Source organism: Alteromonas sp. B31-7, from assembly GCF_015767655.1.
GTDB classification, from domain to species: Bacteria; Pseudomonadota; Gammaproteobacteria; order Enterobacterales; family Alteromonadaceae; genus Alteromonas; species Alteromonas australica.
In genome coordinates this window covers 2,810,616-2,830,302 of the sequence record NZ_CP065233.1, presented here as the reverse complement: position 1 = coordinate 2,830,302, position 19,687 = coordinate 2,810,616, and the positions used below count along the sequence as shown (strand labels likewise).

Genomic DNA, 19,687 nt, shown 5'->3' with positions numbered 1-19,687 from the left:
AGGTTAGGAGATCACAGTGCATCAAAAGCAAGTTCAGTTGCGAAAAGCAAAGCAGTTAGCATTGTGGTGTTTAGTGGTAGCCGGGAGTATTTTTGTCGGCACTATTCTGATACCGAAGTTTTTCCCAGAGCTCGCCAGTGCTTGGTGGCTTGGGTTGATAAAAATGGCCAGCGAAGCTGCATTGGTTGGTGGGCTAGCCGATTGGTTCGCGGTCACCGCCTTATTTAAGCCTATTCCTGCTAGATACCCCATTCCCCATACCAATATTGTGGCCAATAATAAGCGAGCAATCGCTGATAACTTATCCCTTTTTGTTAAGGATAAATTTTTTCACGCCACGGCAATTGAGAAGCTGATTAAAGAAAGTGATCCTGCGAAAGGCGCAGGGAGGTGGCTATCTAACGTAAATAACAGTACACGATTAAGTCGCTTCTTGTGTGATGCTTTAAGCGGAATATTGCGGGTGATTGACGACAAGCCGGTAAAAGCCTTTATCGCAAAAACGGCACATAAAGGGTTGAAGCAAATCGACTTACGGCAACTCATGGTCACTTCTTTAAATTCGGTAACAAAAGAGCGGCAGCATCAGGTTGTGCTCGATAAGGTTCTTGGCAAACTTGCCAGTTTAATGTCGCAGCCTAGTACGCAAGAGTATATTGCTGAAACCTTAGTGGCGTGGCTAAAGACAGAATATAGCCGGGTGGAAAAAATTCTTCCCTCAAGTTGGTTAAGTGAAAAGGGAGCACTTATCGCTGTTAAGGCCGTTTCCAGCATCCTTGACGATATCTATCATGACGCAGAGCACCCAATTCGACACGCTTTTGATGAACAGGTGCATGAATTTCTTTATGAACTTCAGCACAGCCCTTTAATGGAGGAAAAGGTTAACAGGTACAAAGCGCAATTGGTTTACGACCCCGCCCTAAACGGTTATATTCACAAAAGTTGGCAACGTTTTCACGCTTGGCTTCTGGCATCTTTAGAAGCACGTGAGGGGCTGGTAGAAACCAAGGTTTCTCGCTGGCTTCAAGAGTTGGGTATTAGCCTTACTGAAAACAGTGATTTATCACAGGCATTTAATACCCATATCGGCGAGGCGGCAAAATACATGGCACCAGAATTAGCTGATTTCTTAACCCGGCATATTAGAGATACCATCAACAGTTGGGATGAAAGAGAAATGGCCGAGCAAGTTGAACTTAATATCGGGCGAGATCTGCAAAAAGTGCGTATTAATGGCACCCTAGTGGGCGGTTTAATCGGTGCTATATTATTTGCGGTCGAGCGTCTTATTGGGAGTTAACGTGAAAACCAAGTTGTTGGCATTAACTTTACCTTTTAATCCGCCCTCTAGATTAGAGCGCTCTATACATTCAACCTTGTAGTGTTCACGATACAAAGCGGTAACGGTGTCTTCACTTACGCTAAACGGCGGCCCAGGCATGGCATTTTGGTCATATTCAAATGACACTATAAGTTGAGGAGCACATTGGGTGAGTGCCACTATATGTTGAGTATATTGTGCTCTTAAGGCCTCTGGTAGTGCCACTAAGGCAGCCCTATCGTAAACCGCGGATATTGGACCTATGTCGTTTTTCGTTAACGTGAAAATGTCACCCACAAAAACGGTTAACGTATTTTTCTGATAAACCTTGCCATGTGCAAATTCCCGAATGATTGGGATAACGCCCAATTCCTCAAATAGTTGCTGTATAGCAATTTCGCTTAACTCAGCGCCTATCACCTGGCACTGTTGAGATAGTAACCATGCAATGTCTCTTGTTTTACCACAAAGCGGTACAAAAATGCGTGGGGGCAGGGCAGGTGATGTATTCAATATCACATCGGCATATTTAACCAAAAATGGGTTACCTGTGGGTTCATGAAAGCCAATCTCATTATTTTGCCACTTACTGTGCCAGAAATTGTGTTCCATAGAATAACCTCACTGTGATGTAGTAAAACGGTAGAGCACAAAAAAGGCAGTTAAGTTAACTGCCTCATCGTTTATGTTAGTTGTCTAGAGGGACGTTAAATTCTTCAGATAGTTCAAAGTCACCTTCTACGGTATCTACTTTGTTATCGACGAAATTAATGGTCATTTGTTTTTGAAAATCTTCCCCACGCTTTCTCATACCTCTTTTCATGTCATACACATAATACCAAGTGTCATCATCAAAAGAGTCTTTAACCACCGGGTTTCCCAGTACATATTTGACTTGCTCTTTCGTCATGCCTACGCGTAGTTTTTTAACGTCCCGCTCATCAAGGAAGTTCCCTTGAGGGACATCAATGCGATAGATCCAGTTCGTACAAGCGGTAGAGGTTAGGGTAATGCCAAGTATTACTAAAAGATGTTGCAACTTCATGCGTTTTTAAGTCCAGTATTGCCTTTGTTAGTGCCTAAAGGTTTATAAAAATCTAAAACCTAAGCTATTTTATTGCAAGCGCGAAGGCATGCTACATTGACAACTATGACCAATCAACTGCATTTTAGTTCGATGATGCGCTTTTAAGTAGCTCTTTTGCGTTCGCTAAGGCTGATTTGGTGACTTTGTCACCAGCCAATAGGCGAGCCAGTTCGTCTATCCTGTCTTGCTTTGTTAGGGCTAGCATTTGAGTTTCTGTACTTTCACCATCGGTTAACTTGGTGACGAAAAGCTGATTGTGCGCTTGTGCTGCAACTTGAGGTAAATGTGTCACACACATGACCTGGTGAGCCTTTCCTAAGCGTCTTAATAAACCACCTACAATAGACGCCGTGGGGCCGCTAATCCCGGTATCCACTTCATCGAAAATCATCGTCGGCGTCGCATGGTTATCACTTGCTATAACCTGAATTGCCAAACCAATGCGTGACAGTTCGCCTCCTGAGACCACTTTTTCTAATTTGTCTGTTTCCTGGCCAGGGTTGGTAGACACGTTAAATTGCACAGTATCGAGGCCATAACTCACTGGTTTTTTCAGTTCATCGTATTCAACGTCGATATTCACTTTTGCATGGGGCATATTCATTTGTTGAATTTGTGCTTCAATTGCACTGGCTAACTTCGATGCAGCTATAGACCGGCTTTCTGAGAGCTTTTTGGTGGCCAGGAGATAAGCGCTGTGGCTTTGTTCAACCTCTAATTCCAGCGTACCTAGCAAAGTCTCTTGTTCACCCAGTGCAGTAAACTCACTGACCAGGGATTGGTGATGAGAAAACAACGCCTCAGGCATGACAGCGTGTTTACGCGCAAGCTCCATGGCTTTCGCGTACCTAGCTTCAACCTGCTGAAGGCGTAAGGGATCAATTTCTAATTGATCGCAATAACTTCTTAATTCACTGGCGGCTTCTTCAATTTGAATTGAAGCATCGTTTAACATGGATATGATAGGCGTTAAGGTTGCATCGTGCGCTTCTAGTTCGCCTAACCTTTCAATACTATTTTGAATGACTGAAAGGGCATTCCCTTCGTCACTTTCATACAAGTTGTACACACTGGTTTGAGCTTGTTCGAGTAAACTTTGGCCGTTGCTTAATCGCTTATGCTCTATTTCAAGCTCTTCAAACTCTCCTTGCTCTAAGGCAAATTCATCCAGCTCTTTGACTTGGTAAGTTAATAACTGCAGGCGATCCTCCCTTTGCTGTGCCTGCGCTTTAAGCGTTGTCAGGGTGTTTTGCTTTTGTTTCCACTGAGAAAATGTACTTTTTACTTCACTAAGCAAGGAGGAGTGCGACGCAAAACTATCCACTAATTGACGTTGATAATCTTCCTTAAGCAGCTGTAAATGGGTATTTTGGCCGTGAATAGCCAACAAAAATTGACCCAAGCCTTTAAGCTGTTGAAGCGAGGCAGGCACCCCGTTGATAAAGGCTTTAGAGCGCCCTTCTTTTGAAATAATACGTCGAATAAAGCAGCTGTTTTCATCTTCGTCAGAAGTGAGTTCATGCTCGTTAAGGAAATGTTTTGCTTTATGGTTATCGGTTAGCGAAAAATGGGCAATAATTTCTGCTTTTGCTGCCCCTTTGCGCACCGCATTAGCGTCGGCTCTTTCACCCAGACATAAACTTAAGGCATCAATAGCAATTGATTTACCTGCGCCGGTTTCACCTGTGATGGCGGTTAAGCCATTCTCTAGTTGTACAGATAACTGTTTGACAACGGCAAAATTTGAAATAGAAAGATGCGCTAACATAACCACACTCGCAAACGTTGAACATGATGATATATACAGTACGTGTAAATATATACAGTATTTCGCCAATGTAAAGTAAAAAGCGTTAGGCTGTGATAGCAAGTTAAAGCGATTATTTAATGAGCGCTTTTAAGATCAATGAGTTAGTTAATTGCTATGTAATAACAATAGAGAAAAAATTTTGCACAAAGGGGGAGTGATTGACGTTTCACTGCGGCTCTCTTTTCATTATTTCCATTTGAATAAGCAGCCCGCCTCGTGTCACAACACTTGCGCCATTAAGCACCAGTAATGGCCAAGCTATACTTATCGGCATTGTTAGTGCAAAGGCCAGCGTTGTCAGGTCTTTAATTAATATACTGCGAAATAGATGGCTAGATAAAGTTCCTACAGTTTTAGCTCGCCGTAACGTTAACCATTGATGCAGGGTACCTTGAACAAGAATCGCTGTAACAACAAGCATCAAGCCATTTGCGCCAAGTTGTGCAATACCTTCATAGGGTCGAAAAAGCATAGAAACTAAGCCTAGCGTTAATGCGCATAGGGCAGTTATAAATACCCATTTTACAGTGCGGTTATGCCTGTCTTGCCATATTCTAAAAAGAATAAGCAAAATTAAGATTAAGGCGCCGAGTCGGGTCCATACCAAGTAGTGATTAAAGGGGCTAATCGCGATGCCGAATATAAAGTTAGCGTAAAATGCGAAAAAACTAGAGGCAAATTGGTTAGTCGATAGGCTCGCCGTTGCCTTTCCTATTTCTCTTTTTTTTCGTTCTATCACTAGCCATTGATGCGCAAGCCCATACCAAGTGAGTAAAAATGCACAGGCACTTAGCGTTCCAAGAAGGTGATATAACATACAGTGAGAATCATCTAACTAAAATGTAGAAAGGTGGGGGAATGATGACGGAAAATAAAGATAATTGCTATCTTAAGCGGTGAAGAATAGTGCGGTTTAGCACCGTTTGTCTCCGCTAAATATTCGTGATTGGAATACGTAATAGAAAGCGGAAACCATAGGTTTCCGCTTCCAAACGACGTTGCTTTTTCGTCTTTTGATTATTGACTCAATTCGCCGCTGCCAGACTCAATGTGCGCGCGAACAAACCACTGAAATTGCTCTAAATCAGCCAGTTGACCCGTCACCATATCTTCAGAAACGGGGTCAATGTCGCCAAGACGCTCAATGGCAGTTCTATGATCACCATTAACGCCCTCATAAACTTTATCCAGCGCTTTTAAGTGATCAAGTACTAATCCCTTGCCTAGACTGTAATCTTCCCAACTTCGACCTTCTACGATAGCCTTAGGTGTGCCCTTAGGCACCCCGCCTAGGGTGGCTATGCGCTCTGCAATGGTATCTGTCATTCCTCTAACAGCGTCTACTTGAGGGTCTAGCATTTCGTGGACGCCGATAAAATTAGGGCCCACTACATTCCAGTGAATGTGTTTTAAGGTAAGTTGAAGATCAAGCAGCGCCACTAGGCGGTTCTCAAGAACCTCGATAGTTTTTGATGCGGTTTCATTGTCCATACCTGGGGCAGTAAATTTAATTTCACTGTTACTCATAACATCTCCTATATATCGATTATTGCTCCACACAAAACCGCTATTTCGTCCAGCGTCGCGATCTATTATTACGCGAGCAGGCCTGTGCTAATGAAAGCGACCTTGCCGACGACAGACGCAGGAAACATTCACAATTTTGTGTGTAAGAATCTTACTTAGCAGAGTGCAACCCATATGCCGACTAACTTAAAAAAAGGGTAAGTTACCGATATGAAAGGGAAATTGGGGATGTATTAAAAAATCTTTAGATTTCAATGTGATAGATTTTGAGAAAAAGGTACGGAGTTTTGTAATGGGGCGTGTAATAAATGCAGAGTCACCCGTCTGGAACTTAGGCGGGAGACTCAGTGTGCTTTAATAAAGTTTACTTCCCCATCCCAGTTTTTTACGTAGAACGTTGAAATAGCTGTAACCCTTTGGATGCACTAAGTGCAATTTGTCTGCGCCCTTATTAATGCGAATTTCGTCGCCGGGGAGAACGGGCAGTACAATATGGCTGTCGCAACTTACCTGAAGGGAGTCACTATTCACTTTCGACACTTTCATAGAAACTTGGCTATCAGCGTCTACCACAATGGGGCGACTGCTAAGCGTATGCGGAAACATAGGAACTAAGGTTAGCGCGTCGAGCTTTGGCATAATGATAGGGCCGCCAGCCGACAATGAATAGGCGGTTGAACCAGTGGGCGTGGCAACAATGAGGCCGTCGCTTCGTTGACTAAACACAAATTGATCATCAATGTAAATTTCAAATTCCATCATGTGTGCAACTTTGCCATGATGCAGCACCACTTCATTCACCGCCGCGTTATTACTTTTCAGCTTTTCATGGCGATAAACGCCGACTTCTAAAAGAAACCGTTCTTCAACCACGCATTGTCCGGCAAAGATTAAGTCGAGTTGCTGACTTATTTCATCTGGGTGTATATCGGTCAAAAAGCCAAGATTGCCACGATTTACACCTACAACATGTATGTCGAAGCGGGCTAATACGCGGGCAGCACCTAGCATGCTACCATCGCCGCCCACCACCACGGCTAAGTCGGCCTCTTTGCCAATCGTGACGAGGTTACAGCTTTGTAGGTTATCTGTGTCTAGCTCTTTAGCTATACTTTCTTCCACCAGCAATTTACAGCCTTTTTCAAGTAGATAATCGGCGAGTATATTTAGGCTATCGTGGGTAGCCGCGTGCTGAGGTTTTCCAATTAGAGCAACGGTTTGATAGGGCATACAGTGCTAATGTCCTTCATTTCCAATGGATTGGACATTAGCACAGGTGTTTAACAAAAGAAACGCATTACCGCGCCGTCCAGCCCCCATCCAGTGCTATTGCTTGCGCAGTAATATTACGCGCACTGTCTGACATTAAAAATAAAGCGGTATCAGCCAATTCATCAATTTCAATAAACTGTTTTTTGGGCATAGGTTCTAACATGATTTTATTAATCACGTCATTTTCTGTTAGGTTATTTTCTTTTGCCTGCGCTGCGATTTGTTGCTCCACCAATGGGGTTTTTACGTAGGCAGGGCAGAGGGTGTTAATGGTGATGTTGCTGTCACCGGTTTCGAGCGCGAGGGTTTTCGCAAAGCCGAGCAGCCCGTGTTTGGCCGAGACATAGGCAGACTTATAGGGTGACGCCACAAGAGAGTGAATAGAGCCAATATTGATTATGCGGCCAAAGTTGTTTTCACGCATGGCGGGTAAAAATGTTTGAGTCAATAAGGCGGGGCCCACCAGCATAATATTGATAAGTTTCTGCCATTTATGGGCTGGGAAGTCTTCTAATTTAGCAACGTGTTGAATGCCTGCATTGTTAATAAGCACATCGACATGCAGCTCGCCTAATTTATCGGGTAAGGCGGAAACGCGTTGGGCGTCGCATACATCTACCGCAACGGCACGTATGTTGGCGCTACAGTCAACACCTTGTTGCTCACACTCGTTAATTAGCCGCGATACCGCCTCTTGTGCTGCGTGCTCGTTAATATCGGCGATAACAACATAATGGCCGTTCAACATCATGGACTTCGCGATGCCATAGCCAATACCGCTAGCGCCACCGGTGACGAAAACTGTGCGTTTATTCATTTGGGGTCTCCTTCATTTTGGCGCCTTCTGCCTCAAAATGACGTGCGCTTCCCCCTTCGTGATTTAGCGACTTCAGCATCTGGGTTACCGCTTTAATTTGTTCGCCATCACGGTTAGCGTAATCTGATGAGGTGTAGCCCCACCAGTCCCAACATCCTTGGGGGTTTAGCGGCATAAATAACGACTTTTTCGTCTGCGGGTACAATACAACAATGTTATTATCATCCGCCCAAGTATTGATTCCCGTTTGAGTCACATAGGCATTGCCCACCGCATCGGCGTATTGGTTGCAGCCATGAAAACTAATATGTGCTCGACAAGGCTCCCCACTAGCACAATTTTCCGGCACATAAACGAAAGCCTCTTTGGCTAATGTGCTGGCGTGTCCTCCAGAAGACGCGTGTTGATCAATGGTGTAAAGTGCGCCCGAAAGCTGATCGTCTGGCGAATTGAGATCGCCCACCAAATGAGAAAGCATCGCGCCCGCAGCGTCATAATTGCACTTTCCAATATAAGGTGCCTTTGATGTTTGGCAATCGCCTCCGTTTTTTTGCGTAGGGAATAGGTGCGCGGTAGGCTTATCATTCACGTATTTTATGTTGTTTTCGTCTACCCACGCTTGGTATTGTTCGTAGAGGCGATCACTCACTTTACGAATAACGCGAGTGTCTTTGGTTCCATGGTAGAGCCAAACTTTCGCGGCATGAAGGTTTTCTAGTGGCGCAATTTTTCCCTGTTCTTCGTACGTTTTAGCGTGTTTATTTAGCGCAACGATATCAATGGGCGACGCTAGTTTGTCAACACACTTCGCCAGCGCTTGGGTAATATCACCTTGAGCACAATAATAGGGGCCTGCTGCCAGTACGCCCACGCCAGTCACCCAATCACTGTGGGCCAGGTGAAACTGTGTCGCCATATACCCGCCAGAAGAAAGTCCTGACACAGTGACGTTTGTCATATCAAGAGAAAGTGGAGGCGGCACCGTGTTGTCTTGTGCCACACTTGAAGGTGTCATCGTCCACAATGCAATAAGAGAAGTTAAAAGTGGTGCGTTTACTTTCATAACTATTCCTTTCTTTATTCGCTTTCTAAGAAAGCACGTATGCGTTCGGCTTGAGCATGAATACCGGTCACGCCCTCTAAATGGCCTAAATCCCCGTGTAACTCATCAATAAACGTATCTTTATTCATGTCTTTTAACGCGCTGTATGCGGATGTTGATAAATAGGGCATCAATAAAAGATCTGATGAAGACGGAATGAAGAGGGTTTTTGCCCTGATTTGTTCCATACCTGAAGCCAGGGTTTCCCGATGGCCCGCCACAAACAATTGGCAGGCTCTTACTAAATACAAAAGGTGATTGGCATCCATCTTTGCACTACGAGCGCGCGCGCGGGATGCCAGCCAAGAAACAATAGAGTGCGATTGGTTAATGTTTTCAAGAGGCGCTTTTTCGGTATTGTGAAACCCGAGTTGAGCACCTTGAGCATTGAAAAATTCAGGGGTTAAGGCATTTTGTGTAATCAGCATAAGCGACGCGGTTAAACCATCAGTGGGGCCGTTATCCCTCGTGTAATCTCCCTTGTTCCACTTGCTATCCAGTTTTATGGGGGCAGCCCAGTGAGCGAGATTTGCAGTTGTCCAAGCGTCGCTTTCTCCAGCGCCAATGACAGAAATCATTCGTGGTACCCAATCGGGGTAAGCGCTAGCCCAATCAATGGCCTGCATCGACCCCATCGATGGGCCAATAACAGCGTGAAGCTTTTTAATACCTAAACTTTCTAGCAATGCCTTTTGAACATTAACAAAATCGCGAATAGTCACGACGGGAAAGCTCAATCCATAGACTTTGCCCGTGCGAGGGTTTATCGATGCTGGCCCCGTGGTTATTACATTGTCATCGTAGGCGTTTAAGTTAACGAGTGAATCAACACTGACAACAAAATACTTTTTGGTATCAATGGCCTTATGAGGACCAATGATGCTATCCCAATAGCCGGCAGAGGCATCGCTTGGCGTGTATTTTCCCGCAGCATGTGATGACCCTGAAAAGTAATGGGTTATTAATATAACATTATCTTTGTTCTCATTAAGGTTGCCATATGCCTCCCATCCAACGTTTATTTCCTCAATAACCTTGCCGCCGAAGGTGGAGAAGTTAGCCATAGTGAACACGTGCTTTTTAACGAGAAGCGGGGCGGTGTTTTGGGCGTTACCTAACTGCTTAGCGAAAAGGCTGGGTGGCATTGCTATTAGCATAAAAAGGCAAACGAATTGGGTGAAAAATGACCAGGCTAACCTCTTGTTATGGGGGCTCGGTGTGCAATTTGTGCGTTGTTTAATCGACATAGCTATACCTCCTTAAAGTATGCTGAATAATACAATGGCCATACCCAGCCCAATGAGCGGCACCACCACGGTCAGTGCCCCTACCGCCCAGTAGGCGGCTTGATGGGTTTCATGACAAATGGCGCGAATGGTGGTTACCACATAGCCATTGTGGGGAAGAGAATCCAGTGCGCCCGATGATATTGAGACAATGCGATGCAGTTGCTCAGGCTCTACGCCTTGGTCGAGATAATGAGGGGCAACCAAGGGCAGTGCGATGGCTTGTCCGCCCGATGCACTGCCTGTTAACCCGGCAATAACGCTAACGGCAATGGCGGCGCCAATAAGCTCGTTGCCAGGAATTTGTGTCATAAGAGATACGGTTTGTTGGAAGGCATCTGTATTTTTAGCGATGGCGCCAAACCCCACCACTGCCGCCGTGTTACCGATGGCGATTAGCGCGCCAGTGGTTCCCGTATTAACCGCCATCGATAGGCTATGAAAGTGGGAATAGTTTATGGCCAATAAACACAGTACACCGCCGCCCAAGGCCAATATTAATGCTAATTGTGCCAATGATTCATGAAATAAGAAAGATATCACCAGCACCACCACAAGCGGTATTATACCCGTGAGCGGATGAGGCAGAGCGCGCGCTGTCAGCTCGGGGTCGGTGTCACGTGCGGTAAACTGTTCACCATTGTCGACCGCTTTGCGAATCATTTTGGCTAACCACCAATATCCGAAACATGCCATAAATACTGCGACAACAAGGCTGACCTCCCACGCCGCAAAAGGCGAGGTACCTAAGTATTTGATGGGGATCCAATTTTGGATTTCGGGCGACCCGGCCGATGTCATGGTAAAGGTAACAGAGCCAAAAGCCATTGCGGCGGGTATAAAGCGCCGAGGTAAATTGGCGTCTTTAAATAAGCTTACCGCCATAGGGTATACCGAAAACGCGACCACGAATACACTCACGCCACCATAGGTTAAAATGGCGCATGCCAATACCACTGCCAGCACGGCACGCTGAAACCCAATTTTTGAAATTATCCACCGTGAAACCGATTCAGCTGCCCCCGTGTCTTCCATAAACTTGCCGAAAAGCGCACCGAGCAAGAACATAAAAAACCAAGATGCAATAAAGCCTGAGAATCCGTTCATATAAGTTTCGACAAAGTTAACCTCACCGCTAAACACCGAAATATTATTGGTGATGGCAACCACTAGCGCACAAAGTGGCGCAGCAATGAATAAATTCATCCCGCGAATGGTTAATACAATAAGCAACAGCAGCCCGCCTACCAGGCCAATCATACTTAACATAATTATTTTCCTTTAAGAATCTGTGACCGCAGATAATCCGGAACAGTTAAGTTGATGGGGTTGTATGTAAATGCTTAGCAAGCCAATGACTTTTCTAAACGAATGAAAATTAAACATATGTATTTAACTTAAGCACTGAGTGTGGCGTGACTTTATATAAATTCCCATAGTACGATGGTACTACATACTGTTAACAAATATTTAACTAAAGTGGTTTTGACCGTAGGCAGAACATCCGGCAGTGAAAACAACGTAAAACAAAAAAGGACTCACTCATGTCATTAACCACACACAGCAACCGCACAGCGCGGTTACCTAATACTTCTCTCACTTTATGTGCCATGGCAGTGGCCACAGGACTATGGATTTCACCTGTGCAGGCACAACAAGCAGATGAGGAAACCACGCAAGAAACCAGCAAGCTAGAGCGCATAGAGGTTACCGCGCGTAAAACCGTGGAGTCGCTACAAGAAACCCCCGTGGCTATCACGTCAATTGGTGCTGCGGAACTGGGAGAAAAAGGCATTAGCGTACTCACCGAAGTACAGCAGTTTTCGCCAAATACAACCTTGCAGACAAGCCGGGGTACCAACTCTACTCTTACTGCATTTATTCGAGGTTTAGGGCAGCAAGACCCACTTTGGGGTTACGAACCGGGGGTTGGAATTTATGTAGATGATGTCTATATCGCACGGCCTCAAGGGGCGGTACTGGACTTACTCGATGTGCAGCGAATAGAAGTATTGCGTGGTCCCCAAGGAACACTTTATGGGAAAAATACCATTGGTGGCGCAGTGAAATACGTCACCCAGGAAATGACGGGTGAAATGCAAATGAACCTTGAGGCTACGCTTGGTAGTTACAGTCAGCGAGATGTAAAGCTAACGGGTCAGTTTCCACTAATCGAAGATACCGTGTATCTGGGCGTGGGGTATGCAAATTTAAATCGTGATGGGTTTGGCGAATATTTAATCAGTGCACTGCCCAATCAGGATAAAGAAAACTACAATAAAGATTTGTGGGCCGCGCGGGTAACGTTAGAAATTCATCCAAGCGATCAGCTCTTTTTTAGGTTTGGCTGGGATAAAACCGAAGACACCTCAAACGCAAAAGGGGGTTACCGACTGCTACCTAGCCTGTTAACCGATGCGCCTGTACCCGACTCAAAATACGACTCATACACCAGCTTGCCAACGTGGAATAAAGTTGAGTTGGAAGGGTACAATTGGTTGGCGCGGTACCAAGTGTCTGACAATTTAGAGCTTAAATACATAGGTTCACACCGAGAAAGTTACTCTCCAACTAACATCGATTTTGATAACACCCCTTTACCTATATTTGATGTGCCAGCTGAATATGACGACAGTAACGATACCCATGAAATTCAGGCGAACTATATCGGGGATCAACTCAGTCTTGTTTCAGGCCTCTATTTCTATGACGGTGAAAGCTGCGGTAACTTTGATGCTATTTTAGGGGTGTTAGGCGTGTCATTAGGGGCAACGGGGTTAACCCGCGAGGTCTCCGGTTGCAACAACTCAACAAGTTGGGCCGCCTATACGCAGCTAAATTATGATGTTACCGATAAACTGTCGCTATCCGTTGGCGCTAGATTCACTGACGAAGAAAAAACCGCTACCGTGTATAACGGGCTGGTTTTCGCCAATGTGTATCCTTATTCTGATTGGGTTGACGGCTATGTGCGCCCGGATGGCGAGTTAGTGCCTCAAGTACTCGGGGCAGACGCCAATGGTGACGATGTGCTTGATGCCCCTGCGGTTGAAAGTTGGTCTCGGTTTACGCCTCGCGTCGGCGTGGAATACCAATTTGACGACAATATGATGTTTTTTGCCAGTTATTCTCAAGGGTTTAAGTCAGGTACTTTCAACCCCCGGGCAACCACCAATGAACCTGGTGTAGAACCCGAAGTGGTAGACAGCATAGAAGTGGGCATGAAAAGCGATCTGACTGACGCGCTTCGCCTGAATGTTACTTTGTTTTCGTACGACCATAAAGACAGACAGTACATAGGGGTAGAAGGGGATTTGACCGACCCGACAGCGCTAGATCAGCGCTTGAGAAATGCAGCTGAAACGGCGGCAAAAGGGGCCGAGTTGGAGTTAACCTGGGTAGCCACAGACAACCTTCAATTTGATGTGGCTTACGGCTACATTGATTTTGAAATCAAGGAAAACAACGCGATTCCCCCCTTAATTGGTTTAGCCAGTACCCCTGAAAATACCTTTAATTTGAATGCAAATTACCTGCTGGAGACCAGCTTTGGTGATATTACATTTAATGCAAATTATTACTACCGCGACGACTACCTTATTTTTGAAACAAGCGATCTTATTCAGCAAGATGCCTACGGCATGGTTAATTTGAGTGCCCGTTGGGAAAGTGTTAGTGGAAATTGGTATGGCGGGCTCCACGTTAAAAACCTTACTGACGAAGAATATCTGGTTGGCGGCTACGACTTTGTCACCCGAGATGAAGACGGAAACTACGGCCCGGGTTTAGGTGGTGATACCACGCTGATAGGTTACTACGGCGACCCTCGAACCGTTCATCTCACGGTAGGTTATCGCTTTTAATCTAGAGTAAGTAGGCATTAGCGCAGCGCGCATTCTTATGAAAACAGGTTTCTGTTCAGTAAAATGCGCGTTTGCCTAATTTGTGTTTATCCATCTTGGTAAGACCATGGTATTATTATATTAACAAATTAGTTACAAATGGGTGGCTACATGTCAGTTAACATGCTTATTGCCGACGATCATCCGCTTTTTCGAGCCGCTATGTGCCATGCCTTAGGGACCTTGCCGGATATTCAATTGCTAGAAGCGTCGAGTTACCCAGAAACGCTCCAACGTTTACATGCCCATCCCGATGTGGAAATGGTGTTTCTTGATTTGACCATGCCGGGCACTGAGGGGCTTAATGGCTTAGTGGAAATTCAAGCTCAATTCCCTGATGTGTTAGTGGTGATCATCACCGCACAAGAGTCGCCCACTATCGTTGAGAAGGCCATCGCCCTTGGCGCTAGTGGCTTTATCCCAAAGTCGGCGTCGGTAGATTGTATTATTGATGCCGTGGAAACGGTATTGGAAGGGAATACATGGGTACCCACTGCGGCCTTACTGGATAATGAAACACAAACGCACTTTTGCAATGAATTTTCCAGTAAATTGAAACTGCTTACGCCTCATCAACTTAAGGTGCTTCAGATGGTGGCGGACGGCCTGCTTAACAAGCAAATTGCCTATGAACTTGCTATTTCAGAGTCTACGGTAAAGCAGCATGTATCAGCGGTATTAAAGAAGTTGGGTGTCATCAATCGGACTAAGGCGGGCATTGCATTTAAAAATGCCATGTTAACGAATTAGGGGGAAGTAACTCACCATTATAACGATGTAGTGTAAATTTAAGTGACCCGATGCTGACATTTCCTCTTTTAATTTTACGCTAGGTGACTCGACCCAGGCTAATAAGCTGTGCTAACGTTATTGTTTTCGAACGAAATTTGTACATTGTTAGGTTAAACAAGGAACGTTATGAAGCTAGCTACCTTTGTATTGTCTTTTTTTCTCACTTCTGTTTTTTACTCTTTCGCTAACGCTGCTGTATCTCAGTGGACCGATTTTACTCTCGACAATGGTCACGTGTTCTTTCCGGTAAACATAGAAGGGATCCCCACCCGTGTAATGTTGGACTCAGGGGCGCAAATTAACAGTATAAATAAAGCGTTTATAGGTAAACATCAACTTGAATTGAACAGAGGAAGCAAAGTCAACGTTAAAGGGGTTTACGATGTTGAAACTAGAAACGCGTACAACAATGTGGCAGTGGAAATCTTTGGGTTGCCTATTGAGTTAGACGGTTTAGTTGAAGGGAATTTAGGTCATCATTCAAATGGTATGCTTTTGGGGGCCGGCTTTTTTTCCAACTTTATTGTGCAGTTAGATTATCCCAATAAGAAAATGCGGTTACTCACTCGTGATGTGGTTGATATGCGAGAAATGGCCAATGTGAAAGCCGTCACCCAGAAAGGTAGCGGTATGCCGATTGCCCAAATCGAAATTAATGGTAAGCCAATGTGGTTACGCGTAGATACGGGAAATGCAGGCTCGGTGTTAATCGATCGCAGTTCGGCATCCAAGGCGGGCTTACTCGAAAATGTAGAGGGAGCAAATGCGTCTTTCGGCGCGAATAGTATGGGCGTAAACGAATACGCAACAGCTGAAACCGTGCGGTTCGGCCCCTATCAAATTAGTGATGTGCAAATACGCTTTCCCGCAAAAGGTCAAAAAACCCATTTGGAGAGCCAGTTCGAGCAAACGGGCAGCCGTATTGGCGGAAAACGTGTTGTCGGCCTCATTGGCTACGATCTTCTGAAAGATTTTATCGTGACCTTAGATTACAAGAGAGGCAAGTTGCATGTTGCTGTGCCGCAGTAACCTCATTTAATACTGTTTTAGGGTGCGTTTGAGTGCTAATGGTTTTACTGGCTTGGGTAAGTAGGCGAACCCTTTTTGCGCACTCTCTTCTCGTATTTCTGTGCTTCTGTTCGCCGTGATCAGTAACTTAAATGAAAAGGTAATATTGAGGCGCTCCAGCGTCTCAGCCACTTCAAATCCAGTTTCACCGAAGTTTAAATGGTAGTCGGCAATTAACACGTCGTAATCCCGTGCGGTTAAACGGCTTGCGTCACCTTTGTCTTTTAGCCAATGTACCTGTGCTCCCCAATCACTAAGTAAATGTGTCATTGCTAACGCGACTTGCTCGTCATTTTCAACCAACACTATGCGTTTGTTGTAAAGGAAATTTTGGCCTTTATCTAGGCTGCTAGGTGTTTGGGAGAGCGAGGTTGTTTCATTGGAGGTGACAACGTGTTTATGTTCGCTTTCATTATTGCTCACCCTTTCTACACACACGCTAAAACAACTACCTCGGTTAAGCTCAGACGTGATGTTCACACTGTGGTCTAGTAATCGGCATACTTTATCGACAATGGTTAAACCTAAGCCTATACCTTCATTGGTTTTGCTATTGTCTAGCTGATGGAATTCACCGAAGATGTCCTGCTGATGATGCGGTGCTATGCCCATTCCAGTATCGTATACACTGACTTTAACAGTAGGGGAATCGCCTTGTAAGTATGACTGACGTCCCCGCCGTACACCCACCAGAATTTTACCTTCCTGAGTATAGCGCACAGCGTTAGACACTAAGTTTTGAATGACTCTGCGTAACAAGTTTTTGTCAGAATACACCCAGACATGCGTTTTAATATAATTCAGTGTGATTCCTTTTTGGCTAGCAATAACCCCAAATTCTTGCTGCAGAGAAGAAAGAATATCATCAAGAGGGAAGGTGGTTTTCTGGGGTTTTAAAATGCCAGATTCCAGCTTGGTCATATCTAATAACATGGAGAGGAGCGTTTGTGCATTGTTCAGAGAATTCACTACGCCTTCGGATAAGCTAGCTAATTCACTCCCCTCGGTCTTTTTGCTTAGCATCGCGGCAAACAAGCTGGCTGCATTGAAAGGCTGCATTAGGTCATGCCCCGCTGCCGCTAAAAATTTGGTTTTACTTTCATTTGCATTCACCGCGTCTTGTTTTGCCGTTTCCAGCTCTAAGGTGCGTTGCACCACTCTGGCTTCCAAATCACTTTTTGCCCCTTCCAGGGCTTTCTGAATAGAAATGTACTCAGTAATGTCGCTAAAAGTGGTTACATAGCCGCCTCCAGGAAGTGGAGCGCCATTAATTTCAATCACTTTGCCGTCGGGTTGCTTTCGCACATACTTATGGCGACTGCCATTGAGCATATAACCGACACGTTTCTCTATCTCAGCTTGAGCACTACTATTACTTTCTTCTAACGATATTTCTGCTGGTTTTAACGTGGTTGTGGGCTGATGAAGTGCGCCGAATAACCCTCGTTTTGCATTAAAGTTGAGAATGTCAGTAATGGGCATGCCCACCTTTAAAAAATGCTTAGGGTAGTTGAACAATTGCACGTATCTGTCATTCCACGCTAATAGCCTAAGCTTTTCGTCCAGCACGCTAATACCCTGCTCAATATTCTGAACCGAAGACTGAAGCACCTCGTGGTTAAACTGAAATGACTGGGACGCTTCTTCTACCCAGTCCACTAAATCGGGCAGGGTATCACCGCCGGTGTCCGCAATTGCGCCAAGTAAAATACGCGCGCTAGGCGCGCCAACTTGGGCGGCCAGTAGCTTTTCAACACGATTTACCAAAGCATGACTAGCGTAGCCGTTAGCGAAGGCTTGATGTAAATCTACCGACAGTTGCTGAGTCAGTTTTTGATGAGACGACTTATCTAGCACACGCTGGCTGAGAGTAATGAGGTCTCGGACTTTCACAGAGAGAAACGGCGGGACTGATTGCGATTCTTTTTGTCCTTTCCCACTGCTTTTGTTTCGTTGAGAGAGTAAAGCAATAACGATGAACGTGGTGCAATTAACTAACAAGGAGAAAACGAAACCTGAGCCAAGTTCAGCATCACTTGGTGGAGGGTTAAAATAGTAGCTCGACAGTAAGCTAGGATATAAAAGAAAATAACACCAACACCCTAGACCGCTCAATAATGCGCAAATCGCCGCCCATTTCGTACTCTTTTTCCAATAAAGACCAAACATGAGAACTGGCATGCATTGCGCCAGCAACGCTATGGCAATTACACCACTTTTAACAAGGGGCGCGGCTTGGCTTATGTTCAAGTGATACCAAAGCGCCACAGACAATACCACTAATACGGTCAAACGTCGGATCGCCAAAATTTTCGTGGGCTGCATGGTATGATTGGGCGTGCGTTTAAGTCTGACCTTTAGCCATAGGGGCGTCACCAAGTTATTCGCTATCATAATCCCCAACGCCAGTGTCGCCACAATAACCATACTGGTGGTTGCAGATAAACCGCCGATAAAGGCAAACGCCGATAAATAAAGGTTATTGCTGTAAAGTGGCAGAGCAATAACATACGTGTCCGACGCCATGGTAGTGGGGAGCAACATTTTTCCAGCCAGTGCAATAGGCAGTAAAAACACCGTCATGCCCAGTAAGTAAAGGGGAAACAGCCAACGAGCTGTACGAAGTTCACCCTCCCCATTTTGTTCGATAAAATTCATTTGAAATTGACGCGGCAGCACGAACATTGAGCACACGCCGAGCAAGACGTGAGTTAAATACACCCAAGGGGCACGATCGGCATATAGCACCTCGTTTGCCGCCTGATCGCGTGATGCATGCGCGACTAAATCCAATACCCCATCGAATAAATAGAAGCAGGCAAAAATACCTATGGCACACAGTGCGCAAAGTTTGATAATGGATTCAAAAGCAATGGTTAGCAGCAATCCAGGGTGTTTGTCGGTGAGGTTTAGTGAGCGAGTGCCGAATATTATTGCGAAAAGGGTCATTAACGCTGCCACGTATATACTTACCTTTGGCCCACTGTTTTGTGTGTCTGCCGTGATCAAATTTATCGACTTAGTAATGGCATCAAGTTGAAGGGCAATATAAGGAATGACACCAATAAAGCATAACACTGTGATTAGCGCCGCAATTAAGTGGGAATGGCGATATTTCATGGCAATTAAATCTGCCAAAGAGCTAATATTATGTTGCTGGCATAAGCGACTGATGTTGAGGAGTACGGGAAAGGCAAAGGCCATAGTCAGGACAATACCTAAATAAGTGGGGATAATGGCCCAGCCGTATTCAGCGGCTTGTGATGTGGTGCCAAAGAATGCCCAGGAAGTACAGTGCACACCCAACCCTAAACTGTACAAAATAGGATGTTGCTGATTGTCGCGTAGGTATTTATCGCCCCAAAAGGCAAGGGCAAATAGCGTCACAAGATACAAGCTAACTAAAATACCTACAGTCCAGATACTGAGCATGTAATATCCATATCAAAAGAACGATAAAAAGCAAATTCGTTGGCTACAAGGCGACGAAAATATACTTAACTTTTTATTTACATTTAGTGGCATCGTACCGCTCATTTTCATTTCATTCCATCTAATTGCCATTTTTTTCCCCTTCATCCACAAAAATTATGTGGATACCCTTGAACACCCTAAAACTAGCCCCATAAATAACCGCAACAGATATACAAGCAATGACGAAGCGTCATTGCGCATTGCCCAAATTAAGAAAAACGTTGGA

General features: G+C 45.1%; 15 protein-coding genes. 4 read left to right on the top strand and 11 right to left on the bottom strand.

Annotated features, from left to right (window positions below; all coding sequences use genetic code 11):
* Positions 1 to 16 precede the first annotated feature (16 nt).
* Positions 17 to 1,303: a DUF445 domain-containing protein gene (locus IUA53_RS12160; RefSeq protein WP_196897178.1), complete on the top strand. Its 1,287-nt coding sequence runs from the start codon at positions 17 to 19 to the stop codon at positions 1,301 to 1,303.
* Here the strand turns inward: IUA53_RS12160 and tmpT are convergent.
* The 10 genes from tmpT to IUA53_RS12110 all read right to left on the bottom strand — a co-directional run bounded on the left by tmpT (position 1,271) and on the right by IUA53_RS12110 (position 11,494).
* Positions 1,271 to 1,936 carry a thiopurine S-methyltransferase gene (gene tmpT, locus IUA53_RS12155; protein ID WP_196897177.1) on the bottom strand — a complete coding sequence of 222 codons (666 nt, stop codon included), beginning with the start codon at positions 1,934 to 1,936 and terminating at the stop codon, positions 1,271 to 1,273. The two genes, IUA53_RS12160 and tmpT, sit on opposite strands and share 33 nt — an antisense overlap.
* Before the next feature lie 76 nt (positions 1,937 to 2,012).
* Positions 2,013 to 2,369 (bottom strand): outer membrane protein assembly factor BamE, encoded by a 357-nt coding sequence (locus IUA53_RS12150; protein ID WP_044056701.1) that lies wholly within the window; start codon positions 2,367 to 2,369, stop codon positions 2,013 to 2,015.
* Positions 2,370 to 2,493: 124 nt separating this feature from the next.
* Positions 2,494 to 4,179 (bottom strand): DNA repair protein RecN, encoded by a 1,686-nt coding sequence (recN, locus tag IUA53_RS12145; RefSeq protein ID WP_196897176.1) that lies wholly within the window; start codon positions 4,177 to 4,179, stop codon positions 2,494 to 2,496.
* A 208-nt stretch (positions 4,180 to 4,387) separates the two neighbouring features.
* Entirely contained in the window at positions 4,388 to 5,038 is a 651-nt protein-coding gene (locus tag IUA53_RS12140; protein WP_044446892.1) for a hypothetical protein, read from the bottom strand.
* 200 nt (positions 5,039 to 5,238) lie between these two features.
* On the bottom strand, positions 5,239 to 5,748 hold the full coding sequence (dps, locus tag IUA53_RS12135; protein ID WP_196897175.1) for a DNA starvation/stationary phase protection protein Dps: 510 nt from the start codon (positions 5,746 to 5,748) through the stop codon (positions 5,239 to 5,241).
* Between the two features lie 354 nt (positions 5,749 to 6,102).
* The gene (gene nadK, locus IUA53_RS12130; RefSeq protein ID WP_044056705.1) at positions 6,103 to 6,978 is read right to left on the bottom strand and encodes an NAD(+) kinase; all 876 of its coding nucleotides are present in this window, start codon (positions 6,976 to 6,978) and stop codon (positions 6,103 to 6,105) included.
* Positions 6,979 to 7,045: 67 nt separating this feature from the next.
* Positions 7,046 to 7,837 (bottom strand): 3-hydroxybutyrate dehydrogenase, encoded by a 792-nt coding sequence (locus IUA53_RS12125; protein WP_196897174.1) that lies wholly within the window; start codon positions 7,835 to 7,837, stop codon positions 7,046 to 7,048.
* Positions 7,830 to 8,900: an extracellular catalytic domain type 2 short-chain-length polyhydroxyalkanoate depolymerase gene (locus IUA53_RS12120; protein WP_196897173.1), complete on the bottom strand. Its 1,071-nt coding sequence runs from the start codon at positions 8,898 to 8,900 to the stop codon at positions 7,830 to 7,832. The genes IUA53_RS12125 and IUA53_RS12120 overlap by 8 nt, the downstream gene beginning before the upstream one ends.
* 14 nt (positions 8,901 to 8,914) lie before the next feature.
* Positions 8,915 to 10,084 (bottom strand): E22 family MetX-like putative esterase, encoded by a 1,170-nt coding sequence (locus IUA53_RS12115; RefSeq protein WP_231401322.1) that lies wholly within the window; start codon positions 10,082 to 10,084, stop codon positions 8,915 to 8,917.
* 114 nt (positions 10,085 to 10,198) lie between these two features.
* Positions 10,199 to 11,494, bottom strand: a complete 1,296-nt coding sequence (locus IUA53_RS12110; RefSeq protein ID WP_044056707.1) for a GntP family permease — start codon at positions 11,492 to 11,494, stop codon at positions 10,199 to 10,201.
* A 275-nt stretch (positions 11,495 to 11,769) separates the two neighbouring features.
* Here IUA53_RS12110 and IUA53_RS12105 point away from each other — a divergent pair, with 275 nt between their 5' ends.
* The 3 genes from IUA53_RS12105 to IUA53_RS12095 all read left to right on the top strand — a co-directional run bounded on the left by IUA53_RS12105 (position 11,770) and on the right by IUA53_RS12095 (position 15,948).
* A complete protein-coding gene (locus IUA53_RS12105; RefSeq protein WP_044056708.1) occupies positions 11,770 to 14,088 on the top strand; it encodes a TonB-dependent receptor in 2,319 nt (772 codons plus the stop codon).
* A 150-nt stretch (positions 14,089 to 14,238) separates the two neighbouring features.
* On the top strand, positions 14,239 to 14,877 hold the full coding sequence (locus IUA53_RS12100) for a response regulator transcription factor (protein ID WP_044449406.1): 639 nt from the start codon (positions 14,239 to 14,241) through the stop codon (positions 14,875 to 14,877).
* Between the two features lie 168 nt (positions 14,878 to 15,045).
* Positions 15,046 to 15,948 (top strand): aspartyl protease family protein, encoded by a 903-nt coding sequence (locus IUA53_RS12095; protein WP_044056709.1) that lies wholly within the window; start codon positions 15,046 to 15,048, stop codon positions 15,946 to 15,948.
* Between the two features lie 6 nt (positions 15,949 to 15,954).
* Here IUA53_RS12095 and IUA53_RS12090 read toward each other — a convergent pair whose 3' ends face one another.
* Positions 15,955 to 19,419, bottom strand: a complete 3,465-nt coding sequence (locus IUA53_RS12090) for a PAS domain-containing hybrid sensor histidine kinase/response regulator (RefSeq protein WP_196897172.1) — start codon at positions 19,417 to 19,419, stop codon at positions 15,955 to 15,957.
* Positions 19,420 to 19,687: the final 268 nt, after the last annotated feature.

Bases quoted from the DNA above. Each gene is read 5' to 3' on its own strand.
- tmpT (WP_196897177.1), bottom strand. From the start codon at position 1,936: ATGGAACACAATTTCTGGCACAGTAAGTGGCAAAATAATGAGATTGGC.
- IUA53_RS12150 (WP_044056701.1), bottom strand. From the start codon at position 2,369: ATGAAGTTGCAACATCTTTTAGTAATACTTGGCATTACCCTAACCTCT.
- recN (WP_196897176.1), bottom strand. From the start codon at position 4,179: ATGTTAGCGCATCTTTCTATTTCAAATTTTGCCGTTGTCAAACAGTTA.
- IUA53_RS12140 (WP_044446892.1), bottom strand. From the start codon at position 5,038: ATGTTATATCACCTTCTTGGAACGCTAAGTGCCTGTGCATTTTTACTC.
- dps (WP_196897175.1), bottom strand. From the start codon at position 5,748: ATGAGTAACAGTGAAATTAAATTTACTGCCCCAGGTATGGACAATGAA.
- nadK (WP_044056705.1), bottom strand. From the start codon at position 6,978: ATGCCCTATCAAACCGTTGCTCTAATTGGAAAACCTCAGCACGCGGCT.
- IUA53_RS12125 (WP_196897174.1), bottom strand. From the start codon at position 7,837: ATGAATAAACGCACAGTTTTCGTCACCGGTGGCGCTAGCGGTATTGGC.
- IUA53_RS12120 (WP_196897173.1), bottom strand. From the start codon at position 8,900: ATGAAAGTAAACGCACCACTTTTAACTTCTCTTATTGCATTGTGGACG.
- IUA53_RS12115 (WP_231401322.1), bottom strand. From the start codon at position 10,084: ATGCCACCCAGCCTTTTCGCTAAGCAGTTAGGTAACGCCCAAAACACC.
- IUA53_RS12110 (WP_044056707.1), bottom strand. From the start codon at position 11,494: ATGTTAAGTATGATTGGCCTGGTAGGCGGGCTGCTGTTGCTTATTGTA.
- IUA53_RS12105 (WP_044056708.1), top strand. From the start codon at position 11,770: ATGTCATTAACCACACACAGCAACCGCACAGCGCGGTTACCTAATACT.
- IUA53_RS12100 (WP_044449406.1), top strand. From the start codon at position 14,239: ATGTCAGTTAACATGCTTATTGCCGACGATCATCCGCTTTTTCGAGCC.
- IUA53_RS12095 (WP_044056709.1), top strand. From the start codon at position 15,046: ATGAAGCTAGCTACCTTTGTATTGTCTTTTTTTCTCACTTCTGTTTTT.
- IUA53_RS12090 (WP_196897172.1), bottom strand. From the start codon at position 19,419: ATGCTCAGTATCTGGACTGTAGGTATTTTAGTTAGCTTGTATCTTGTG.